At 67.3% G+C, this 18,152-nt stretch carries 16 protein-coding genes; 9 read left to right on the top strand and 7 right to left on the bottom strand.

What is annotated here, in order from left to right:
* Window positions 1-3 precede the first annotated feature (3 nt).
* The 4 genes from ACODTB_RS01405 to ACODTB_RS01390 form a co-directional block, all read right to left on the bottom strand.
* A complete protein-coding gene (locus ACODTB_RS01405; protein ID WP_291116978.1) occupies window positions 4-1,323 on the bottom strand; it encodes a TRAP transporter large permease in 1,320 nt (439 codons plus the stop codon).
* Window positions 1,320-1,790 (bottom strand): TRAP transporter small permease, encoded by a 471-nt coding sequence (locus tag ACODTB_RS01400; RefSeq protein ID WP_366833473.1) that lies wholly within the window; start codon window positions 1,788-1,790, stop codon window positions 1,320-1,322. The genes ACODTB_RS01405 and ACODTB_RS01400 overlap by 4 nt, the downstream gene beginning before the upstream one ends.
* Before the next feature lie 117 nt (window positions 1,791-1,907).
* Window positions 1,908-2,945 (bottom strand): TRAP transporter substrate-binding protein, encoded by a 1,038-nt coding sequence (locus tag ACODTB_RS01395; RefSeq protein ID WP_291116972.1) that lies wholly within the window; start codon window positions 2,943-2,945, stop codon window positions 1,908-1,910.
* Between the two features lie 177 nt (window positions 2,946-3,122).
* On the bottom strand, window positions 3,123-3,905 hold the full coding sequence (locus tag ACODTB_RS01390; protein WP_291116969.1) for a GntR family transcriptional regulator: 783 nt from the start codon (window positions 3,903-3,905) through the stop codon (window positions 3,123-3,125).
* Between the two features lie 150 nt (window positions 3,906-4,055).
* On the opposite strand from ACODTB_RS01390, the gene ACODTB_RS01385 reads away from it, so the two are divergent.
* Complete coding sequence (locus ACODTB_RS01385) at window positions 4,056-5,186, top strand: 5-methyltetrahydropteroyltriglutamate--homocysteine S-methyltransferase (RefSeq protein ID WP_291116968.1); 1,131 nt, start codon at window positions 4,056-4,058, stop codon at window positions 5,184-5,186.
* Between the two features lie 442 nt (window positions 5,187-5,628).
* Here the strand turns inward: ACODTB_RS01385 and ACODTB_RS01380 are convergent, their stop codons facing one another.
* Complete coding sequence (locus ACODTB_RS01380; protein WP_291116965.1) at window positions 5,629-6,669, bottom strand: TRAP transporter substrate-binding protein; 1,041 nt, start codon at window positions 6,667-6,669, stop codon at window positions 5,629-5,631.
* Window positions 6,670-6,838: 169 nt separating this feature from the next.
* On the opposite strand from ACODTB_RS01380, the gene ACODTB_RS01375 reads away from it, so the two are divergent.
* Window positions 6,839-7,468, top strand: coding sequence for a 2-hydroxychromene-2-carboxylate isomerase (locus ACODTB_RS01375; protein ID WP_291116962.1), 630 nt, complete (start codon window positions 6,839-6,841; stop codon window positions 7,466-7,468).
* Window positions 7,469-7,471: 3 nt separating this feature from the next.
* Here ACODTB_RS01375 and ACODTB_RS01370 read toward each other — a convergent pair whose 3' ends face one another.
* Window positions 7,472-9,310: an AMP-binding protein gene (locus ACODTB_RS01370; RefSeq protein ID WP_291116960.1), complete on the bottom strand. Its 1,839-nt coding sequence runs from the start codon at window positions 9,308-9,310 to the stop codon at window positions 7,472-7,474.
* Window positions 9,311-9,320: 10 nt separating this feature from the next.
* Entirely contained in the window at window positions 9,321-10,187 is an 867-nt protein-coding gene (locus tag ACODTB_RS01365; RefSeq protein WP_291116957.1) for an amidohydrolase family protein, read from the bottom strand.
* Between the two features lie 113 nt (window positions 10,188-10,300).
* Between ACODTB_RS01365 and ACODTB_RS01360 the strand changes: the two genes are divergently transcribed.
* The 7 genes from ACODTB_RS01360 to ACODTB_RS01330 all read left to right on the top strand — a co-directional run bounded on the left by ACODTB_RS01360 (window position 10,301) and on the right by ACODTB_RS01330 (window position 18,076).
* Complete coding sequence (locus ACODTB_RS01360) at window positions 10,301-11,089, top strand: crotonase/enoyl-CoA hydratase family protein (RefSeq protein ID WP_291116954.1); 789 nt, start codon at window positions 10,301-10,303, stop codon at window positions 11,087-11,089.
* A gap of 150 nt (window positions 11,090-11,239) precedes the next feature.
* Entirely contained in the window at window positions 11,240-13,111 is a 1,872-nt protein-coding gene (locus ACODTB_RS01355) for a feruloyl-CoA synthase (protein WP_291116952.1), read from the top strand.
* A gap of 12 nt (window positions 13,112-13,123) precedes the next feature.
* Complete coding sequence (locus ACODTB_RS01350; RefSeq protein WP_291116947.1) at window positions 13,124-14,371, top strand: thiolase family protein; 1,248 nt, start codon at window positions 13,124-13,126, stop codon at window positions 14,369-14,371.
* Between the two features lie 23 nt (window positions 14,372-14,394).
* Complete coding sequence (locus tag ACODTB_RS01345) at window positions 14,395-15,159, top strand: SDR family NAD(P)-dependent oxidoreductase (protein ID WP_291116944.1); 765 nt, start codon at window positions 14,395-14,397, stop codon at window positions 15,157-15,159.
* A gap of 120 nt (window positions 15,160-15,279) precedes the next feature.
* Window positions 15,280-15,699: an acyl-CoA thioesterase gene (locus ACODTB_RS01340; RefSeq protein WP_291116942.1), complete on the top strand. Its 420-nt coding sequence runs from the start codon at window positions 15,280-15,282 to the stop codon at window positions 15,697-15,699.
* 54 nt (window positions 15,700-15,753) lie between these two features.
* Window positions 15,754-16,887 carry an ABC transporter substrate-binding protein gene (locus tag ACODTB_RS01335; RefSeq protein ID WP_291116939.1) on the top strand — a complete coding sequence of 378 codons (1,134 nt, stop codon included), beginning with the start codon at window positions 15,754-15,756 and terminating at the stop codon, window positions 16,885-16,887.
* Window positions 16,888-17,035: 148 nt separating this feature from the next.
* The gene (locus ACODTB_RS01330; RefSeq protein ID WP_291116936.1) at window positions 17,036-18,076 is read left to right on the top strand and encodes a branched-chain amino acid ABC transporter permease; all 1,041 of its coding nucleotides are present in this window, start codon (window positions 17,036-17,038) and stop codon (window positions 18,074-18,076) included.
* Window positions 18,077-18,152 lie beyond the last annotated feature (76 nt).

Genomic DNA, 18,152 nt, shown 5'->3' with positions numbered 1-18,152 from the left:
AAATCACCCCACGAATTGAACCAGCCAGAGAGAGACGGCCGGGAAGAAAAGCACCAGCAACGAGCGGATCACATCGCTGCACAGGAAGGGCATCACACCGCGGTAGCTCTCGCCGATGGGCACGGTCTTGGCCATGCCATTGACCACGTACACGTTCAGGCCCACGGGCGGCGCCAGCAGGCCGAAGCCCACGGTCATCAGCACCATGATGCCGAACCAGATCGCCACCGATTCCTGCGGCATGCCGAAGTCCAGGCCCATGACCACGGGGAAGAAGATCGGGATGGTCAGCAGGATCATGGAGAGTTCGTCCATCACCGCGCCCAGCACCACGTAGAACAGCAGGATGCCGCCCACCACCATCAGGGGCGAGACGTCCCAGCCCTGGATGACCGATGCCAGCTGCGCCGGCACCTGCGTGAGGGCCAGGGCCGAGTTCATGAGGTCGGCGCCGATGAAGATCATGAAGATCATCGCGCTGGCCGCCGCCGTGGAGTAGAAGCACAGCTTGACCTTGGCCCAGGTGAGTTCGCGCTTGAACAGGGCCGCGACGAAGGTGGCGGCCGCGCCGACACCCGCGCCTTCGGTGGGCGTGAACAGGCCGCCGTAGATGCCGCCGAAGACGATCAGGAACACCGCCGCGATGGGCAGGACACCCATGAGGGATTCCAGGGTCATCTTGGCTTGTTCCGCGTCCTTTTCAGGGGCGTGGCCGGGCACCAGGCGCACATAGACCGCGATGGCGATCATGTAGCCCAGCATCGCGATGATGCCGGGGATCATGGCCGCGGCGAACAGCTTGGCGATGTTCTGCTCGGTCAGGATGGCGTAGATCACCAGCGGCACCGAGGGCGGGATCAGCACGCCCAGCGTGCCGCCGGCGGCCAGCGTGCCGGTGGACAGGCGACCGGAATAGCCGTGGCGCTTCATTTCGGGCAGGGCCACCGAGGTGATGGTGGCCGCCGTGGCGACCGAGGAACCGCAGATCGCGCCGAAGCCCGCGCTGGCCAGCACGGCGGCCATGGCCAGACCGCCCTTGAAGCGGCCCATGACCACGGCGGCAAACTGGAACAGCGCCTTGGAGATGCCGCCCTGGGTGGCGAAGTTGCCCATCAGGATGAACAGCGGGATGACCGAGAGGTCGTAGCTGGCGAAGCGCGCGAACGCCATGCCGTTGAGGTTGTTGAAGAAGGGCGGCAGGCCCACCTGGTAGATGTAGCCGAAGGTGCCGGCGGCAAACATCGACACGGCGATCGGCACACGGATCGCCATCAGGACCAGCATCACTGCGAAGATCATCCCCGCGAGACTCAAAGAACTCATTCGCCCTGCTCCGAAAAATTACCGAAAAACACCTGATAGAGGGCGATCAGGCCCGTCAAGATGAAGGGCGGAACCATGAAGGCGTAGGTGATCCACTCCGGGAAGCCCAGCATCATCGTGGTGGTCTGCGACGCGTAGGCGCTCATGCCGCCGATGGCGGTGCGCCAGGCCAGCGCGAACATGAGCAGGCCCAGCAGCAGGCTGCCGAAGCGGTCCAGGCGCGCGACGCCGGCTTCGGACACCTTGGCGGTGAAGAAGTCGACGATGATGTTCTCGCGCTTGAGCTGGCACCACGGCATGAACAGCGCGATCGCCGCGCCGGCGGTGACAGCGGTCAACTCGTAGTCACCCACCAGCGTGGTGCCGATGGTGTTGCGGCCGATCAGGCTGATGCAGGTGACCAGGGTGATCACCGTGAGCAGGACCCCGGCCAGGATGGCGCAGAACCTGGCCAATAAAGACAGCACTTTCAAACTTGTCACCTTCAAAAAAACGACCAATTCACGTCCGCTGAGCACAGCGAAAGCGAATCGGTCACTCAGTAGAGGGACGGCCAGGAGGGCCGTCCCGTGGGGGGTGCGGGATTATCGCTGGTACTTGGCGATCAACGCACGCGCTTCCGACAGGAGCTTCGCTCCGTCGATGTTCTTGCCTTTCATTTCATTGACCCAGTCGGTCTCGACCGTGGCCGCCGTGCGGCGCCAGCGCTGCGTCTCGGCCGCGTCGAGCGCGACGATGTTGTTCTTGGCCTTCTCGGCGATCTCGCGGCCGGCCTTGTCACCGTCGTCCATGGCCTTGCCGAACAGGGCGGCGGTCTCGATGCCGGAGTTGGCGTCGATCACCTTCTTGAGGTCGGGCGGCAGCTTCTCGTAACTCGCGCGGTTCATGGAGAACGCGAAGGTCTGGGTGTACAGGCCCTGCTTGCCGGCGAAGGTGGTGTGGTTCTTCACCAACTCCGTGACCTTGAGCGAGGGCGTGACTTCCCAGGGGATGGTGGTGCCGTCGATGGTGCCCTTGGACAGGGCGTCGGTCACGGCCGGCACCGGCATGCCCACGGGCGTGGCGCCCAGCTTGGTGAGCATGTTGTTGATGACGCGCGAGCCGCCGCGCACCTTCATGCCACGCAGGCTTTCCAGGCCGGTCACCGGCGTCTTGGTGTGGAACAGGCCGGGGCCGTGGGTGTGCACCGCGATCAGCTTGACCTCGCGGAATTCGTCGGCGGCGAACTTCTCGACGTATTCCTGGAAGGCGCGCGAGGACTCCTCGGCCGATCCGCTCATGAACGGCAGTTCGAAGACTTCGGATTTGTTGAAGCGGCCCGGGGTGTAGCCCAGCACGGTCCAGGTCAGGTCCACCACGCCGTCGCGGGCCTGGTCGTACAGCTGCGGGGGCGCGCCGCCCAGGGCCATGGCATGGAACAACTGGACCTTGATCTTGCCGCCCGACTCGGCCTCCACCTTCTGCGCCCATGGGATGAGCGCGCGCGCCGGGATGGTGGCCTGCTGCGGCAGCATCTGGTGCAGCCGCAGCGTGACCTGCTGGGCCATGGCGTTGCCCGCCATCAGGGCACCAGCGAGGGCACCCACGGCCAGTAAGGCGGTTCGGCGTTGGATGAATCTCATGCTTGTCTCCAGTTCCTTGTGTTCGCCGGGTCGGTAGCGTGTGGGCGCACTCCGACTTCCGGCAGGCTTGAAGAACGTCTTGCCCACACTGTGCATGGCCGCCGGCATGTTCGCCAGCCAGATAACCGACTTTCAGCTATGCCGTTTTTCTATGAAACCTTCGGGTTGTCGGCCGCCTCAGCGGCGGCGGATGAGCTTGATGGCCGGCATGGAGGCCGGCGCGTGCACCGTGGCGTGGCCGGCCAGCACCTCGCGCAGGTTGCGCTGGGCCAGGCGGGAGTGCTCGCGCATGATGGCCTCGGCGCGCGTGCCTTCGCGCTGGTCGATGGCATCGAGCACCTGGCGGTGCTGGTCCTGCGCCACCACCAGCATGTCGCGCGCGCGCTGGGAATGGGCCTGCATCACGACGAAGCCCGAGGGCGAGGCGAACGGCAGGGTGAGCACTTTGTCCAGCTGGCGTGCGATGGTGGGGCTGTCGGCCATTTCCCAGACCAGGGCATGGAACTGGCTGTTGAGCGCCACGTAGTCGGAGAAGCCCTTGTCGTCGAGCGCGGGCACGGCCAGCACCGTGTCCAGGCGGTGGAGGCATTGCCGGGCGTCGAGCAGCACCGCGCCGGGCGCGCCGCGCTCGGCCGCCAGCCGGGCCAGCAGGCCTTCGAGCGTGCCGCGCAGTTCGATCGCGTCGGCGATGTCGCGCTCGGAAAAGGTCTGCACCACGTAGCCGCCGTTGGGCAGGGCTTCGAGCAGGCCTTCCTGCTCCAGGCGCATCAGCGCGGCGCGAATGGGGGTGCGAGAGACGCCCAGGCGCTCCACGATCGCGAGTTCAGCGATGCGCGAGCCGCCGGCCAGCTCACCTGAGAGGATGAGTTCGCGCAGCTGCAGCAGGGCGCGCACTTGCGCGCTCTCGGTGGCGGCGCCCGCGGGCTCGGGCGGGGACAGGATGGTGGCGTCCGATGTCATGGGATACGCAATGTATACAGAAACCGCCATTTTTCAAGTGATTTGCCATCGAATCGGGGTTTTCCATAGGTTTATGTATGCATTGAAGGCTGGCAAAGTGCGCCTTCACCCCATTTCCAGAACCCCAACGACCCGAGGACGTTTTCCACCATGAGCCTGCGCACCCATGCCCCGTTCCGCGCCGACCACGTCGGCAGCTTTCTGCGACCGGCCTACCTGCTCGAAGCACGCGAGAAGAAGGCAAAAGGCGAGATCAGTGCGGCGCAGCTGCGCGAGGTGGAGGACCGGGCGATCACCGAGATCGTGAAGTTCCAGGCCGATGTGGGCCTGCAGTCGATCACGGACGGCGAGTTCCGCCGCACGTATTTCCACATCGATTTCCTGGAGCAGCTGGGCGGTGTGAAGACGGACATTCCGGTGACGATCAGGAAGCCGGACGGCACGGAGGAGCTGGCGCCGCCGGTGATCCGCGTGATCGACAAGGTGCGGCACGCGAAGAACATCCAGTTGGCGGACTTCGAGTACCTGAAGGCGCAGGTGGCGGCCCTGGGGCTGCCGGCCATCACCCCGAAGGTGACGATTCCATCGCCGACGATGCTGCACTTCCGGGGTGGGCGCGCGGGCATCAGCAAGGAGGCCTACCCGGAGCTGGACCCGGTGTTCTACGACGATGTGGCGAAGGCGTATGGCGAGGAGTTGCAGAGCCTGGCGGACGCGGGTTGCACCTACGTGCAGATGGACGACACGAACATGGCGTATCTGTGCGATGAGCGGATGCGGGAGGCGGCGCGGCAGCGGGGGGACGATCCGAACGAGTTGCCGCACCGGTATGCGGGTTTCATCAACAAGGTGGTGGCGCACAAGCCGGCGGGAATGACGCTGGCGATGCATTTGTGCCGGGGAAACTTCAAGAGCACGCACGCGGCTGCGGGCAACTACGAGCCGGTGGCGGAGGCGTTGCTGTCGGAGATGAAGCTGGATGCGTTCTTCCTGGAATACGACGACGACCGCTCGGGGGATTTCCGGCCTCTGCGCTACCTGAGCAAGGACAAGGTGGTGGTGCTGGGGCTGGTGACGACGAAGTTCGGTCAGCTGGAGAGCAAGGACGATCTGAAGCGGCGCATCGATGAGGCGGCCAAGTACGCGCCGCTGGAGCAGATGTGCCTGTCGCCTCAGTGCGGGTTCTCTTCGACCGTGCACGGGAACAACATCGCTGTGGAAGACCAGCGTCGCAAACTCGCCCTCGTGGTGGAGACGGCGCGGGAGGTTTGGGGGGGCTGAGTTTCTGGCGGAGACCTCGCGTCAGGCCGGCGGCGGGATCCGACTGCTCCGGCCCTGCTCGCGGGCGGCTGCCCGGGTGCGCTCACGCCGCTTCGTAAACACGTCTGTTGGTGCGCAGCCTCTGTGGCAACCGCGAATGGGGGCCTGCGCATTCGGACGCCGCCACCGTCCTGCAAAACAACGTAGGCGCACCACCCTTTGCGCGCCAACATGGTGCTGGGGGCGGGTGGTTTGGGCATGAGGGCGCCGGCCCATTCGCGGTTGCCACACAAGGGCGCGCGCCCGTCCGGTGTTGACGAAGGGGTGGTGGCGCCCCCGGGCAGACGCCCGCGAGCAGCCGGCGCCAGCATGACCGGACCACCCGACCCTGCCCACCACGCAGGCACGAAAAAAAGGGCCGCCCGAAAACGAGCGACCCGGAGCAATTCAAACGAAACTTGAATTACTTGCTGTGCTTGGCAATCAGGGCTCGCGCCTCGGACACCAGCTTGGCGCCGTCGATGTTCTTGGCCTGCACCTCCTTCACCCAATCTGCTTCAACCACTGCAGCAGCCGCCTTCCAGCGCTGGGTTTCGGTGGCATCCAGCGTCACCACCTTGTTGCCCAGCTTCGTCGCCGATGCCAGGCCCACGCGGTCACCCTCATCCATCGCGCGGCCGAAGAGCGCGGCGGTCTCGACACCCGAATTCGCGTCGATCACCTTCTTCAGATCCGCCGGCAGCTTGTCATAGCTGTTGCGGTTCATCGTCAGCGCAAACGTCTGCGTGAACAAACCCTGAGGACCCGAGAACGTGGTGTGGTTCTTCACGATCTCGGCAATCTTCAGCGAGGGCACCACCTCCCACGGAATCGTCGTGCCCTGAATCACACCCTTGGTCATCGCCTCCGTCACCGCCGGCACCGGCATGCCCACCGGCGTGGCACCCAGCTTCAGCAGCATGTTGCTGATCACGCGCGAACCACCGCGCACCTTCTTGCCCTTGAGGTCCTCCAGCTTCGCCAAAGGCTCCTTCGTGTGGAACAGGCCCGGGCCGTGCGTGTGCGCCGCCAGCAGCTTCACGTCCTTGAACTCGTCGGCCGCGTGCTTCTCCACGAACTCGTGGAACGCGCGCGACGCCGGCTCGGCCTTGCCGCTCATGAACGGCAGCTCGAACACTTCGGCCTTGTTGAAGCGGCCCGGCGTGTAACCCAGCACCGTCCAGGAGATGTCCACCACGCCATCGCGCACCTGGTCGAACAGCTGCGACGGCGAACCGCCCATCGACATCGAGTGGAACAGCTGCACCTTGATGCGGCCACCCGACTCCGCCTCGACCTTCTTCGCCCACGGCACGATGGCCAGCGCCGGAATCGGCGCCGTCGGCGGCAGGAACTGGTGCAGGCGCAGCGTCACGGTCTGCTGCGCCAGGGCGCTGCCCGCCAGGGTGGCTGCGCCCAGGGCGGCCATCGCCACGATGGCTTTGCGGCGTCGAAGGAAGGTCATGGAGAAACTCCTGAAAGAAAAAAGAGGGAGGAAGAAAGGTCCGTGCGGCGCACCCTGCAGGGCGGGCCAGGACATGGCATGTGCCGCGTCAGACACAACAGGCACACTGTGCGGCCATCGTACCCACCGAGCCAGACCGTTTAGGTACAAACAGCTATTCCATATTGTTATGAAACCTGCTAGCAATATTTCGATCGAGCCCCTCCAGTTCCACTTCGACTTCATCTCGCCCTACGGCTACTTCGCCTCCCTGCGCATCGAAGCCCTGGCCGCGCGCCACGGCCGCACGGTGGACTGGCGCGCCATGCTGCTGGGCGTGTCGGTGATGAAGGTGATGGGCCTCAAGCCCTTGATGGACACGCCCCTCAAAGGCCCCTACACCGCGCGCGATGTGCTGCGCCACGCGCGCGAACACGGCCTTGCGATGAAGCGCCAGCCGAACGACCCGGTGATGAACCCCCTGCCCTGCGCGCGCGCCTTTGCCTGGGTGAAGCAGCACCAGCCCGAACACGCGGCCGCGCTGGCCCACGCCATCTACGCCGCCTACTGGGGCGAGGGTCAGGACCTCTCCACGCCGGCATCGCTGCGCGGCCTGGCGCTGCCCGAGGGCCTGTCGGCCGACGCGGTGGCCGAGGCGGCCGCGGGTGAAGAAGCCGCATCGCTGCTGCGCGCGATGGTCGACGCGTCGCTGAAAGCCGGCGTGTTCGGCTCGCCAACCGTGGTGGTGGACGGCGAACCGTTCTGGGGCGTGGACAAGCTCGATCAGGTCGAGCGCTGGCTCACGCGCGGCGGCTGGTAGCGCCTACTCGAAACGCAACTCGGTCTGCACGGCCATGGCCGCCAGGCCCTGCATCAGGCGCTCGCGCAACGCGTCGTCGCGCGGGCCGCTCACGGTGATCACCGCGCACTGCCGCCCGCCCCGCTCCAGCGCCTGCACGCGCGCCGGCACACCGGGCGCCCACTCGCGCAGACTCTCCGCCAGCTTGATCTCGATCGCGCGCAGGCGCAACTCGGGCTTGAACACCTTGCCGATCGCCGTCATCGGCAAGGCGTCGAGCAGCACCACGCGTTTGGGCACCGCCGGCCGTTCGTAGACCTGCGGCGCAACCAGCGCCAGCAACTCGTCGGCAAGCAGCGCCGTCCCCGGCTTGAGCGTCACGAAGGCCACCGGCACTTCGCCCGCGTAGGCATCGGGCTCGGCCACCACTGCGCACAGCGCCACGGCGGGGTGCGCCAGGAACGCGTCTTCCACCAGACCAGGGTCGATGTTGTGCGAGCCGCGGATGATCACGTCCTTCGCGCGGCCGGTGATGTGGATGCGGCCGGCCTCGTCGAGGTGGCCCAGGTCGCCGGTGACGATCCAGCCCCGCTCGAACATCCCGGCGTTGCGCGCGGCATCGGTGTAGCCCGGGCTCACGTGCGGACCGCGCAGCACCAGCACGCCGGTCTCGCCCGCCGCGCAGCGCTCGCTCAGTTTCGCCTCTCCGTCGCGCCAGGGCACAGCGTGCACCTCGGTGTAGGGCAGGCGCAGGCCCGCCGAGCCGGGCGTGCGCGGACCGAGCAGCGGCTCGATGCTCACCAGCCCCGCGCACTCGGTCATGCCCAGGATGTTGCGCACGGGAATGCCGGTGGCGGCTTCGAAGCGCTGCGCGAGTTCGGACGGCAGCGGCGAGCCGCCGGTGTAGGCCGCGCGCACGGTGGTGATGTCCGCGTCCACCGGCACGCCCATCAGGGCCGCGAGCACCGTGGGCACGCAGGCCAGGTGCGTCACGCGCTCGCGTTCGCAGAACCGCCAGTAGCGCTGCACGAAGCCGGTGTTGCGCATGCCGCTGAGCGTGGGCAGCACCTGCCGTGCGCCCACCGCCAGCAGGGCCAGGCCGTAGACGAACGCGCCGGCCACGTGGAACAGCGGAAAGCCGTTGATCTCCACCGCGTGTTCGTCCAGGTCGTAGAAGGCATGGGCGAACCAGGCCGTGTGCGCCTCGTTGCCCTGTGTGTGTTGCGCGAGCTTGGGCGCGCCCGTGGTGCCGCCGGTGTGGAACAGCGCCACCACACGATCGGGGTCCAGGTCGGGCTCGAAGCCCAGCGCCTCGGGCTGCGCGGCCAGCAGGTCCTGCAGCACCGGCACCTCGGGCGCGGTGGACTCGCCCACGCGGATCTGTAGCAAGGGCAGCACGTGGTGCTGCACCACCTGCTGGGCCACCGGCCACACCGCCAGTTCGCCGCTGGGCCCGAGCGCCACCAGCAGCTTCGCGTTCGAGGCTTTCAACAGCGCCGCGATGTGATCGGGCTGCAGCAGGTAGTTGATGGGGCACACGCGGCCCGCGAGCTGCGCGCCCCAGAGCACCGCATGCGCCTCGGGCAGGTTGGGCGCGAGCAGCGCCACCGCGTCGTCCGGCCCCACGCCCAGCGAGCGGAACAGGTTGGCCGCGCGGTGGATGTCGGCCAGCAGCGCGCGGTAGCTCACGCGCCGGGGCGGCGTCTCCAGCCCGGCATCGGGCAGGAAGGTGAACGCCTCGCGCTCGGGGAAACGCTCGGCCGTGGCACGGATCAGCGCATACGGGCTGCGGTGCGGCGCGGTCTGCCCGCGCGGGGTCTGCTCCAGCCGCTGAATGTCGGCCAGCGTGGTGAAGGCCTGCATGGGCGCGGCCTCAGGTGTCCAGGCCCAGCAGGCGCACCGCGTTGCCTTTGAGAATGCCGGGCATCACCTCGGGCTTGAAGCCGGCGACCTCGAAGTCCTTCATCCAGCGCTCGGGCGTGATCAGCGGGTAGTCGCTGCCGAACAGCACGCGGTCCTTCAGCAGCGTGTTGGCGTACTGCACCAGCTGCTTCGGGAAGTACTTCGGGCTCCAGCCCGAGAGGTCGATCCACACGTTGGGCTTGTGCGTGGCCACGCTGAGCGCCTCGTCCTGCCAGGGGAAGCTGGGGTGGGCCATGACGATCTGCATGTCGGGGAAGTCGATCGCCACGTCGTCCAGGTGCATGGGGTTGCTGTACTCCAGCCGCAAGCCGCCGCCGCAGCGCATGCCCGAGCCGATGCCGCTGTGGCCGGTGTGGAAGATCGCGGGCAGCTTGTGCGCGTTGATCACCTCGTAGATCGGCCAGGCCATCTTGTCGTAGGGGTGGTAGCCCTGCACCGTGGGGTGGAACTTGAAGCCCTTGACGCCCTCCTCCGCGATCAGCCGCTCGGCCTCGCGCGCGCCCATCTTGCCCTTGTGCGGGTCGATGCTGGCGAAGGCGATCATCATGTCGCTGTTCTCGCGCGCGGCCTGCGCAATCTCTTCGTTGGGAATGCGGCGCCGGCCGAGTTTGGACTCGCTGTCCACGGTGAACATCACCAGGCCGATCTTCTTCTCGCGGTAGTAGGCGATGGTCTCGGCGATGGTGGGCCGGCGGTTGCTGCCGAAGTACTTGTCGGCCGCGCGGTCGTACTCCTCGCCATAGTTGTCGAAGGGGTTGCGGCAGCTCACTTCCGCGTGGGTGTGGATGTCGATCGCGAGGAGGTTCTTGTGGTCCATCTTGTCTCCGGAGATTAGGGAAAACACGGGGGTCGTTTTCGACCGGCGCGCTTGTTTTGGTTATTGTTTATAACAATAATGCGACCTCACTTCAAGCAAGCCCTTCCTGCCTCATGCCCATCCATTCCACCGACATCAGCCTGAGCCTGCAAGGCGCATCGTCCGAAATCGCGGTCATCACGCTGAACCGGCCCGCCAAGCGCAACGCGCTCAACGACGGCCTGATCCTCGCCTTGCGCGACATCTTCCAGGGCATGCCGCAAGGCGTGCGCGCCGCCGTGATCCACGGCGCGGGCGACCACTTCTGCGCCGGCTTGGACCTCTCCGAACTGCAGGAACGCGACGCCGGCCAGGGCCTGCACCACTCGCGCATGTGGCACGCCGCGCTGGAGTGCGTGCAGCACGGCCCGGTGCCGGTGGTCGCGGCGCTGCACGGCGCGGTGGTCGGCGGTGGCCTGGAGCTGGCCAGCGCCTGCCACATCCGCGTGGCCGACGCCTCGTCCTTCTTCGCGCTGCCCGAAGGCTCGCGCGGCATCTTCGTGGGCGGTGGCGGCTCGGTGCGCATCCCGCGCCTGATCGGTGCCGCGCGCATGGCCGACATGATGTTCACCGGCCGCGTCTACAAGGCCGAGGACGGTGAGCGCATCGGCCTGGCGCAGTACCTGGTGCCCGAAGGCACGGCGCTGGAAAAAGCCATGGAACTGGCCACGCGCATCGCCAGCAACGCACCGCTGACCAACTACGCGCTGATGCACGCCCTGCCGCGCATCGCCGAACAACCGGCCGACCAGGGCTTCTTCACCGAAGCGTTGATGGCCGCCATCGTGCAGAACGCTCCCGAGGCCAAGGAACGCGTGCGCGCCTTCCTCGAAGGCAGGGCCAGCAAAGTAAAGAGCGACTGAGGTCGCTCTTCACCCCCCCCGCGCCGCCTTCGGCGTCACCCCGCAAGGGGGCGATGCCTGGGACCGGCGAAGCCGGATCCGCGGCATCTCTGGATGCAGGCACGTGCGCCGACAAGATTGATCGATAACGAAGAACCGCCCGAGAGAGACATGAGCCAGAACCCCGCCACGGCCGCCCCCCGCTACCGGCCTCTGACGTTCGGCGTCACCCGCGCGATCCTGCGCGACGGCGACACCGGCGTGCACTACCTGAGCGCGCAGCAGGACCTGCCCGCCTTCCCCGGTCGCATCACCGACCGGCTGGTGCACTGGGCCCGGACACGCCCCGACCAGACCGTGTTCGCGCGCCGCGCGAAGAACCCCGACGGCACCACGGGCGAATGGCGCCACATCAGCTTCGCGCAGGCGCTCGACGCGGCGCGCCGCATCGGCCAGGGCCTGCTGAACCGCGGCCTGTCCGCCGACAAGCCGGTGCTGATCCTGAGCGAGAACGACCTGGAGCATGCGCTGCTCGCGCTGGGCTGCGTCTACGCCGGCATCGCCTACTGCCCGACCTCGCCAGCCTATTCGCTCGTGAGCCAGGACTTCGACAAGCTGCACCACGTGGTGAAGACGCTCACGCCCGGCCTGGTGTTCGCCGCCGACGCGCAGCGCTACAGCCGCGCCATGCTCGCCACGCTGGGGGCCGACGTGGAGCTGGTGACGACCGAGGGCAGCGTGCCCGGCCGCGCCACCACCTCGTTCGCCTCGCTGCTGGCGACCGAGCCCACCCCGGCGGTGGACGCCGCCATGGCCGCCACCGGCCCGGACACCATCACCAAATTCCTCTTCACCTCGGGCTCGACCAAGATGCCCAAGGCCGTGATCAACACGCAGCGCATGTGGTGCGCCAACCAGCAGCAGATGACGGAGTCGATGCCGGTGCTGGCCGAGAACCCGCTGGTGCTGGTGGACTGGCTGCCCTGGAACCACACCTTTGGCGGCAACCACAACGTCGGCATGGTGCTGTACCACGGCGGCACGCTCTACATCGACGACGGCAAACCCACGCCCGCGCTGATGGCCGAGACGCTGCGCAACCTGCGCGAAATCGCACCCACGGTGTACTTCAACGTGCCCACGGGTTTCGAGGCGATTGCCAACGCCATGAAGACCGACGAGGCCCTGCGCAAGACCCTGCTCTCGCGCGTGCGCATGTTCTTCTACGCGGGCGCCGCCCTGGCCCAGCCAGTGTGGGACGCCCTGCACGCGGTGCAGGAGCAGGAGATCGGCGAACGCATCGTCATGGGCACGGGCCTGGGCATGACCGAGTCCGGCCCCTTCGGCATCTTTGTCACCAGCCCGAACGTGAAGGCCGGTGACCTGGGCCTGCCCACGCCAGGCCTGGTGCTCAAGCTGGTCGACACCGACGGCAAGACCGAGGTGCGCTACAAGGGCCCGAACATCACGCCGGGCTACTGGCGCATGCCCGCCGAAACCGCCGAGTCCTTCGACGAAGAAGGCTTCTTCAAGACCGGCGACGCGGTGAAGTGGATCGACGAGACCGACATCCACCAGGGCCTGAAGTTCGACGGCCGCATCGCCGAAGACTTCAAGCTCGCCACCGGCACCTTCGTGAGCGTGGGCCCGCTGCGCGCCAAGATCATCGCGGCCGGCGCGCCTTACATCCAGGACGTGGTGCTCACCGGCCTGAACATGAAGGAAGTCGGTGCCATGGTGTTCCCCACTGGCGCGGTGCGCACGCTCAGCGGCCTGGGCGCCGAGGCCTCGCTGCACGACGTGCTCAACAGCGCGCCCGTGCTCGCGCACTTCCAGCGCGTGGTGACCGATCTGGCCAAGACCTCCACCGGCAGCGCCAGCCGCATCGCGCGCCTGTGCCTGCTGGCCGACCCGCCCACCATCGACCGCGGCGAGATCACCGACAAGGGCTCGATCAACCAGCGCGCGGTGCTGGCGCATCGCGCCGAGACCGTGGAACGCCTGCACGCGGACACGCTGCACGCCATCCTGAAACCTGAATAAACGAAAGACGACATGGCTTCCCGAGGCTTCTTCAACGCGTTCGACGACGTCTGGCTGCTCGACGGCGTGCGCACGCCCCTGGTGGACTATTGCGGTGCGCTGGGCCACATCTCGCCCACCGACCTGGGCATCAAGGCCGCGCGCGAAGCGCTGGCGCGCGCGGGCGTGCCCGGCGAGCACATCGGCTCGGTCGTCACCGGCAACATGGCCCCTGGCGACTTCGACCAGTTCTTCCTGCCGCGCCACATCGGCCTGTACGCCGGCGTGCCCGTGGAGGTGCCGGCCATCATGGCGCAGCGCATCTGCGGCACCGGCTTCGAGCTGTTCCGCCAGGCCGGCGAACACATCCAGGGCGGCGCCTGCGACGCCGCACTGGTGGTGGGCACCGAGAGCATGACGCGCAACCCCATCGCCGCCTTCGACCACCGCACCGGCTTCAAGCTGGGCGCGCCGGTGGGTTTCAAGGATTACATGTGGGAAGCGCTGAAGGACCCGGCGGCCGGCATCAACATGATCCAGACCGCCGAGAACCTGGCGAAGCAATACAGCATCGCGCGCGAGGACGTGGACGCCTTCGCCTCGGCCTCGTTCGCCAAGGCCGTGGCCGCGCAGGAAAGCGGTTTTCTCGCCGGTGAGATCGTGCCGGTGGTGACCGAGAAGTTCGAACTCGCGGGCTACAAGGCGCGTGGCATCAAGCTGCAAGGCAAGCTCACCGAAGTCGCCACCGACACCCACCCGCGCCTCTCGCCGGTGGAGGTGCTGGCCAAGCTCAAACCGGTGTTCGAGGGCGGCGTGCAGACCGGTGGCAACAGCTCGGCCCTGGTGGATGCCGCCGCCGCCTGCGTGGTCGCTTCCGGCAGCTACGCGAAGGCCAACGGCAGGAAGTCCCTGGCCCGGGTGGTCGCCGCTGCCGCCGTGGGCGTGCCGCCCGAGATCATGGGCATCGGCCCCGCGCCGGCGATCCGCCTGCTGCTGGAGCGCACCGGCCTCAAGCTCGCCGACATCGCGCGCTTCGAGGTGAACGAAGCCCAGGGCGCGCAGACCCTGGCCGTGGCGCGCGAGCTCGGCATGGACCTGGACAAGCTCAACGTCAACGGCGGCGCGATCGCGCTGGGCCACCCGCTGGCCGCCACCGGGGTGCGCCTCACCCTCACGCTGGCGCGCGAACTGCAGCGCAGCGGCCAGCGCTACGGCATCTCCAGCGCCTGTGTGGGCGGCGGCCAGGGCATGGCCTTGCTGATCGAGAATCCGAACGCCTGAAACCAGAGAAGAAGGAGACCGACATGAACATTCAAGGACACGCCGCCCTCGTCACCGGTGGTGGCTCGGGCCTGGGCGAAGCCACCGCGCGCGAACTCGCGCGCCTGGGCGCCAAGGTCGCCGTGCTCGACGTGAACCTGGACAACGCCAAGCGCGTCGCGGCCGACATCGGCGGCGTGGCGCTGCTGTGCGACATCACGAACACCGAAAGTCTGCAGGCCGCGATCGACCAGGCCGCCGCCGCGCACGGCCCGGCGCGCATCCTGATGAACATCGCCGGCATCGGCTCGGCCAAGCGCGTGGTCGCCAAGGACGGCAGCCCCGCGCCGCTGGAAGACTTCGCCAAAGTCATCAACGTCAACCTGATCGGCACCTACAACGCCAGCCGCCTGTTCGCCGCCGCCTGCGCGAAGCTGGATGCACTGGAAGACGGCGAGCGCGGCGTGATGGTGTTCACCGCCAGCGTGGCCGCGTTCGACGGCCAGATCGGCCAGCAGGCCTACAGCGCCTCCAAGGGCGGCCTGGTGGGCATGACGCTGCCGATGGCGCGCGACCTCGCGCAGCACGGCATCCGCGTCTGCACCATCGCACCCGGCCTCTTCAGCACGCCGCTGATGAAGCAGCTGCCCGAGCCGGTGCAGCAGTCGCTGGCCGCCAGCATCCCCTTCCCGCCGCGCCTGGGCAAGCCCGAGGAGTTCGCCCAGCTCGCCGCGCACATCGTCACCAACACGCACCTCAACGGCGAAGTGATCCGCCTCGATGGCGCACTCCGCATGGCCCCAAGGTGAAGACTCCCCCCGCGCCGCGCCTCCGGCGCGTCACCCCTCAGGGGCGATGCCAGAGGCCCGGCAGAGCCGGTTCCTCGGCATCTCTCGATCAGACATTTCGCCCCGACCGCCTTTTTTGATATGACCAAGACCGTTGTTTACGAAGTGGAAGTGATGTTCGGCGACTGCGACCCCGCCGGCATCGTCTTCTTTCCGAATTTCTCGAAGTGGATGGACGCGTCCTCGCTGAACTTCTTCGTCAAGTGCGGCGTGCCGCCCTGGCGCGAGCTGGTCAAGACGCGCGGCATCGTCGGCACGCCCCTGCTGGAGATCCACACCAAGTTCAGCCGCCCGGCCACCTACGGCGAGCGCCTGCAGATCCACACCAGCGTGACCGAGTGGCGCGAGAAGGTGTTCATGCACAAGCACGTGGTCAAGCGCGGCGACGACGTGCTCTGCGAAGGCACCGAAACGCGCGCCTTCGTGATTCACCCGCCCGAAGCGCCCGAGCGCATCAAGGCGATCCCCGTGCCCGAAGACATCAAGGCACTCTGCTCCTGAACTGCTGTTTTCCCCCGCCCTTTCCCTTTTCACCACCCCAAGAAGGAGACTCGAATGAAAGCCGTCAAAACCCTCATCGCCGTGGCCGTCACGGCCCTGGCCAGCACCTCGGCGCTGGCCGACATCAACGTCGGCGTGATCCTCTCGCTCACGGGCCCAGGCTCCGGCCTCGGCATTCCGATGCAGAACCAGTTCAAGCTGTTTCCGCAGACCATCGGCGGCGAGAAGGTCAACCTGATCGTCCTGGACGACGCGAGCGACCCGGGCAAGGGCGCTGCCAACGCACGCCGCCTGGTGACCGACGACAAGGTCGACCTGATCATCGGCTCGACCCTCACCCCGGTGGCCGCGGCCATCGCCCCGGTGGCCGCCGAAGCCAAGACCGTGCAGCTGGCCGCTTCGCCGGTGGGCGTGCCGCCCGGTGCCGACCAATGGCTGTTCCGCCTGCCGCAGGGCAACGATGTGATGGGCTTCGCCGTGGTCGAGCACATGAAGAAGCAGGGCATCAAGACCATCGGCTTCCTGGGCTACACCGACGCCTACGGCGAGCTGTGGCTCAAGGCCATGACGCCGCTGGCCGAGAAGGCCGGCATGAAGATCGTGGCCGCCGAGCGCTTCGCGCGCGCCGACACCAGCGTGACGCCGCAGGCGCTCAAGCTCACCGCCGCCAACCCCGATGCGATCCTGGTGGTGGCGACCGGCTCGGGTGCTGCCATGCCGCACAAGGCCATCGTCGAGCGCGGCTACAAGGGCAAGATCTACCAGACGCACGCGGCCGCCACGCCCGACCTGGTGCGCATCGGTGGCAAGGACGTGGAAGGCTCCTTCGTGGTCTCCGGTCCGGCCGTGATCGCCGAGCAGTTGCCTGACAACCACCCGTCCAAGAAGGTGGCCATGGACTTCGTCACCAACTACGAGAAGCTGGTCGGCCCAGGCATGCGCAACCAGTTCGCGGGCCACGCCTACGACGCCGCCATCGCACTGAACAAGGCCGTGCCGATCGCCCTGAAGACCGCCAAGCCCGGCACACCCGAGTTCCGCACCGGTCTGCGCGACGCACTCGAAACCATGGGCCGCACCGTGTTCTCGCACGGCGTGATGAACTGGACCAAGGAAGACCACTGGGGCTTCACCAATGAGACCGGTGTGATGCTCAAGGTCGTGGACGGCAAGTTCAAGGTGGAGTGATCCGGGGCTCCCCCCTGCGCCGCTGACGCGGCTTCCCCCCTCTGTGGCGCGCCTTCGGCGCTTCGAGGGGGGACGACACCTGGGGCCGGCGGAGCCGGACCCTCGGTGTCCCTGTTCGAGAGTGTCTCTTTCTTGCGCTGAGGCTTTTATGGATTTCTCAATCGCCAGCATCCTGGCGTTGGATGGTCTGACCAACGGTGCGGTGTACGCGCTGCTGGGGCTGGCCATCGTCCTGGTGTTCACCGTCACCCGGATCATCTTCATTCCCCAGGGGGAGTTCGTCGCGTACGGCGCACTCACCCTGGCCATCTTCCAGACCGGCAAGGTGCCCGGCACCGTGTGGCTGCTGTTGCTGCTGGCCGGCGTGGCCGCGCTGATGGAGTTGTTCGGCCGCTGGCAGCACCAGCGCAATGCGCTGATCGCCCTTAAGGCGGCCGCGCGCACGCTCGCCTTGCCCGTCGTCGTCTCTCTCGTCGCCATCTGGGCCGCGCCGCAGCAGTTCCCGCTGTGGGTGCAGGCGGTGCTCAGCGTGGCGGTGGTCACCGTGTACGGCCCGCTGGTGTACCGCGTGGCCTACCAGTCGCTGGAGAGCTCCACGCCGCTGGTGCTGCTGATCGTGTCGGTCGGCGTGCACTTCGCCTTGACCGGCCTGGGCCTGCTGTTCTTCGGCGCCGAAGGCTTCCGCAACCCGGCGTTCTGGGACACGCGCTTCCAGCTAGGCCCCGTCATGCTGTCCGGCCAGGCCATCATCACCTTCGCGGCGACCGTGGCCCTCATCGTCATGCTCTGGCTGTACTTCGAGCGTTCGCTGCGCGGCAAGGCGCTGCGCGCCATCGCCGTCAACCGCACCGGCGCCCGCCTGATGGGCATTTCCTCGCAAGCCTCCGGCCAGTTGACCATGACCATGGCGGCCTTCATCGGCGCCCTCTCGGGCCTGCTGATCGGCCCGACCACCACCGTGTTCTACGACTCCGGCTTCCTGATCGGCCTCAAGGGCTTCGTGGCCGCCGTGGCGGCCGGCCTCGCCAGCTACCCGGGCGCGCTGGTCGCGGCCCTGGGCGTCGGTGTGATCGAGGCCTTCGGCTCTTTCTGGGCCAGCGCTTTCAAAGAAGTGATCGTCTTCACCCTGATCCTCCCCGTTCTGCTCTTCAGGTCCCTGAGCAGCAAGCATTCTGACGAGGACCACTAGATGAAGCTCCCCCCGAAGCGCCTGCGGCGCCTCCCCCCACGGGGCAACACCTGCGGCCTGGCAAAGCCAGTTCCGC

Source organism: Hydrogenophaga sp. FG152 (assembly GCF_057809615.1).
Note: the sequence above shows the minus strand (reverse complement) of the source record. Positions and strands in the feature narration are given on the sequence as shown.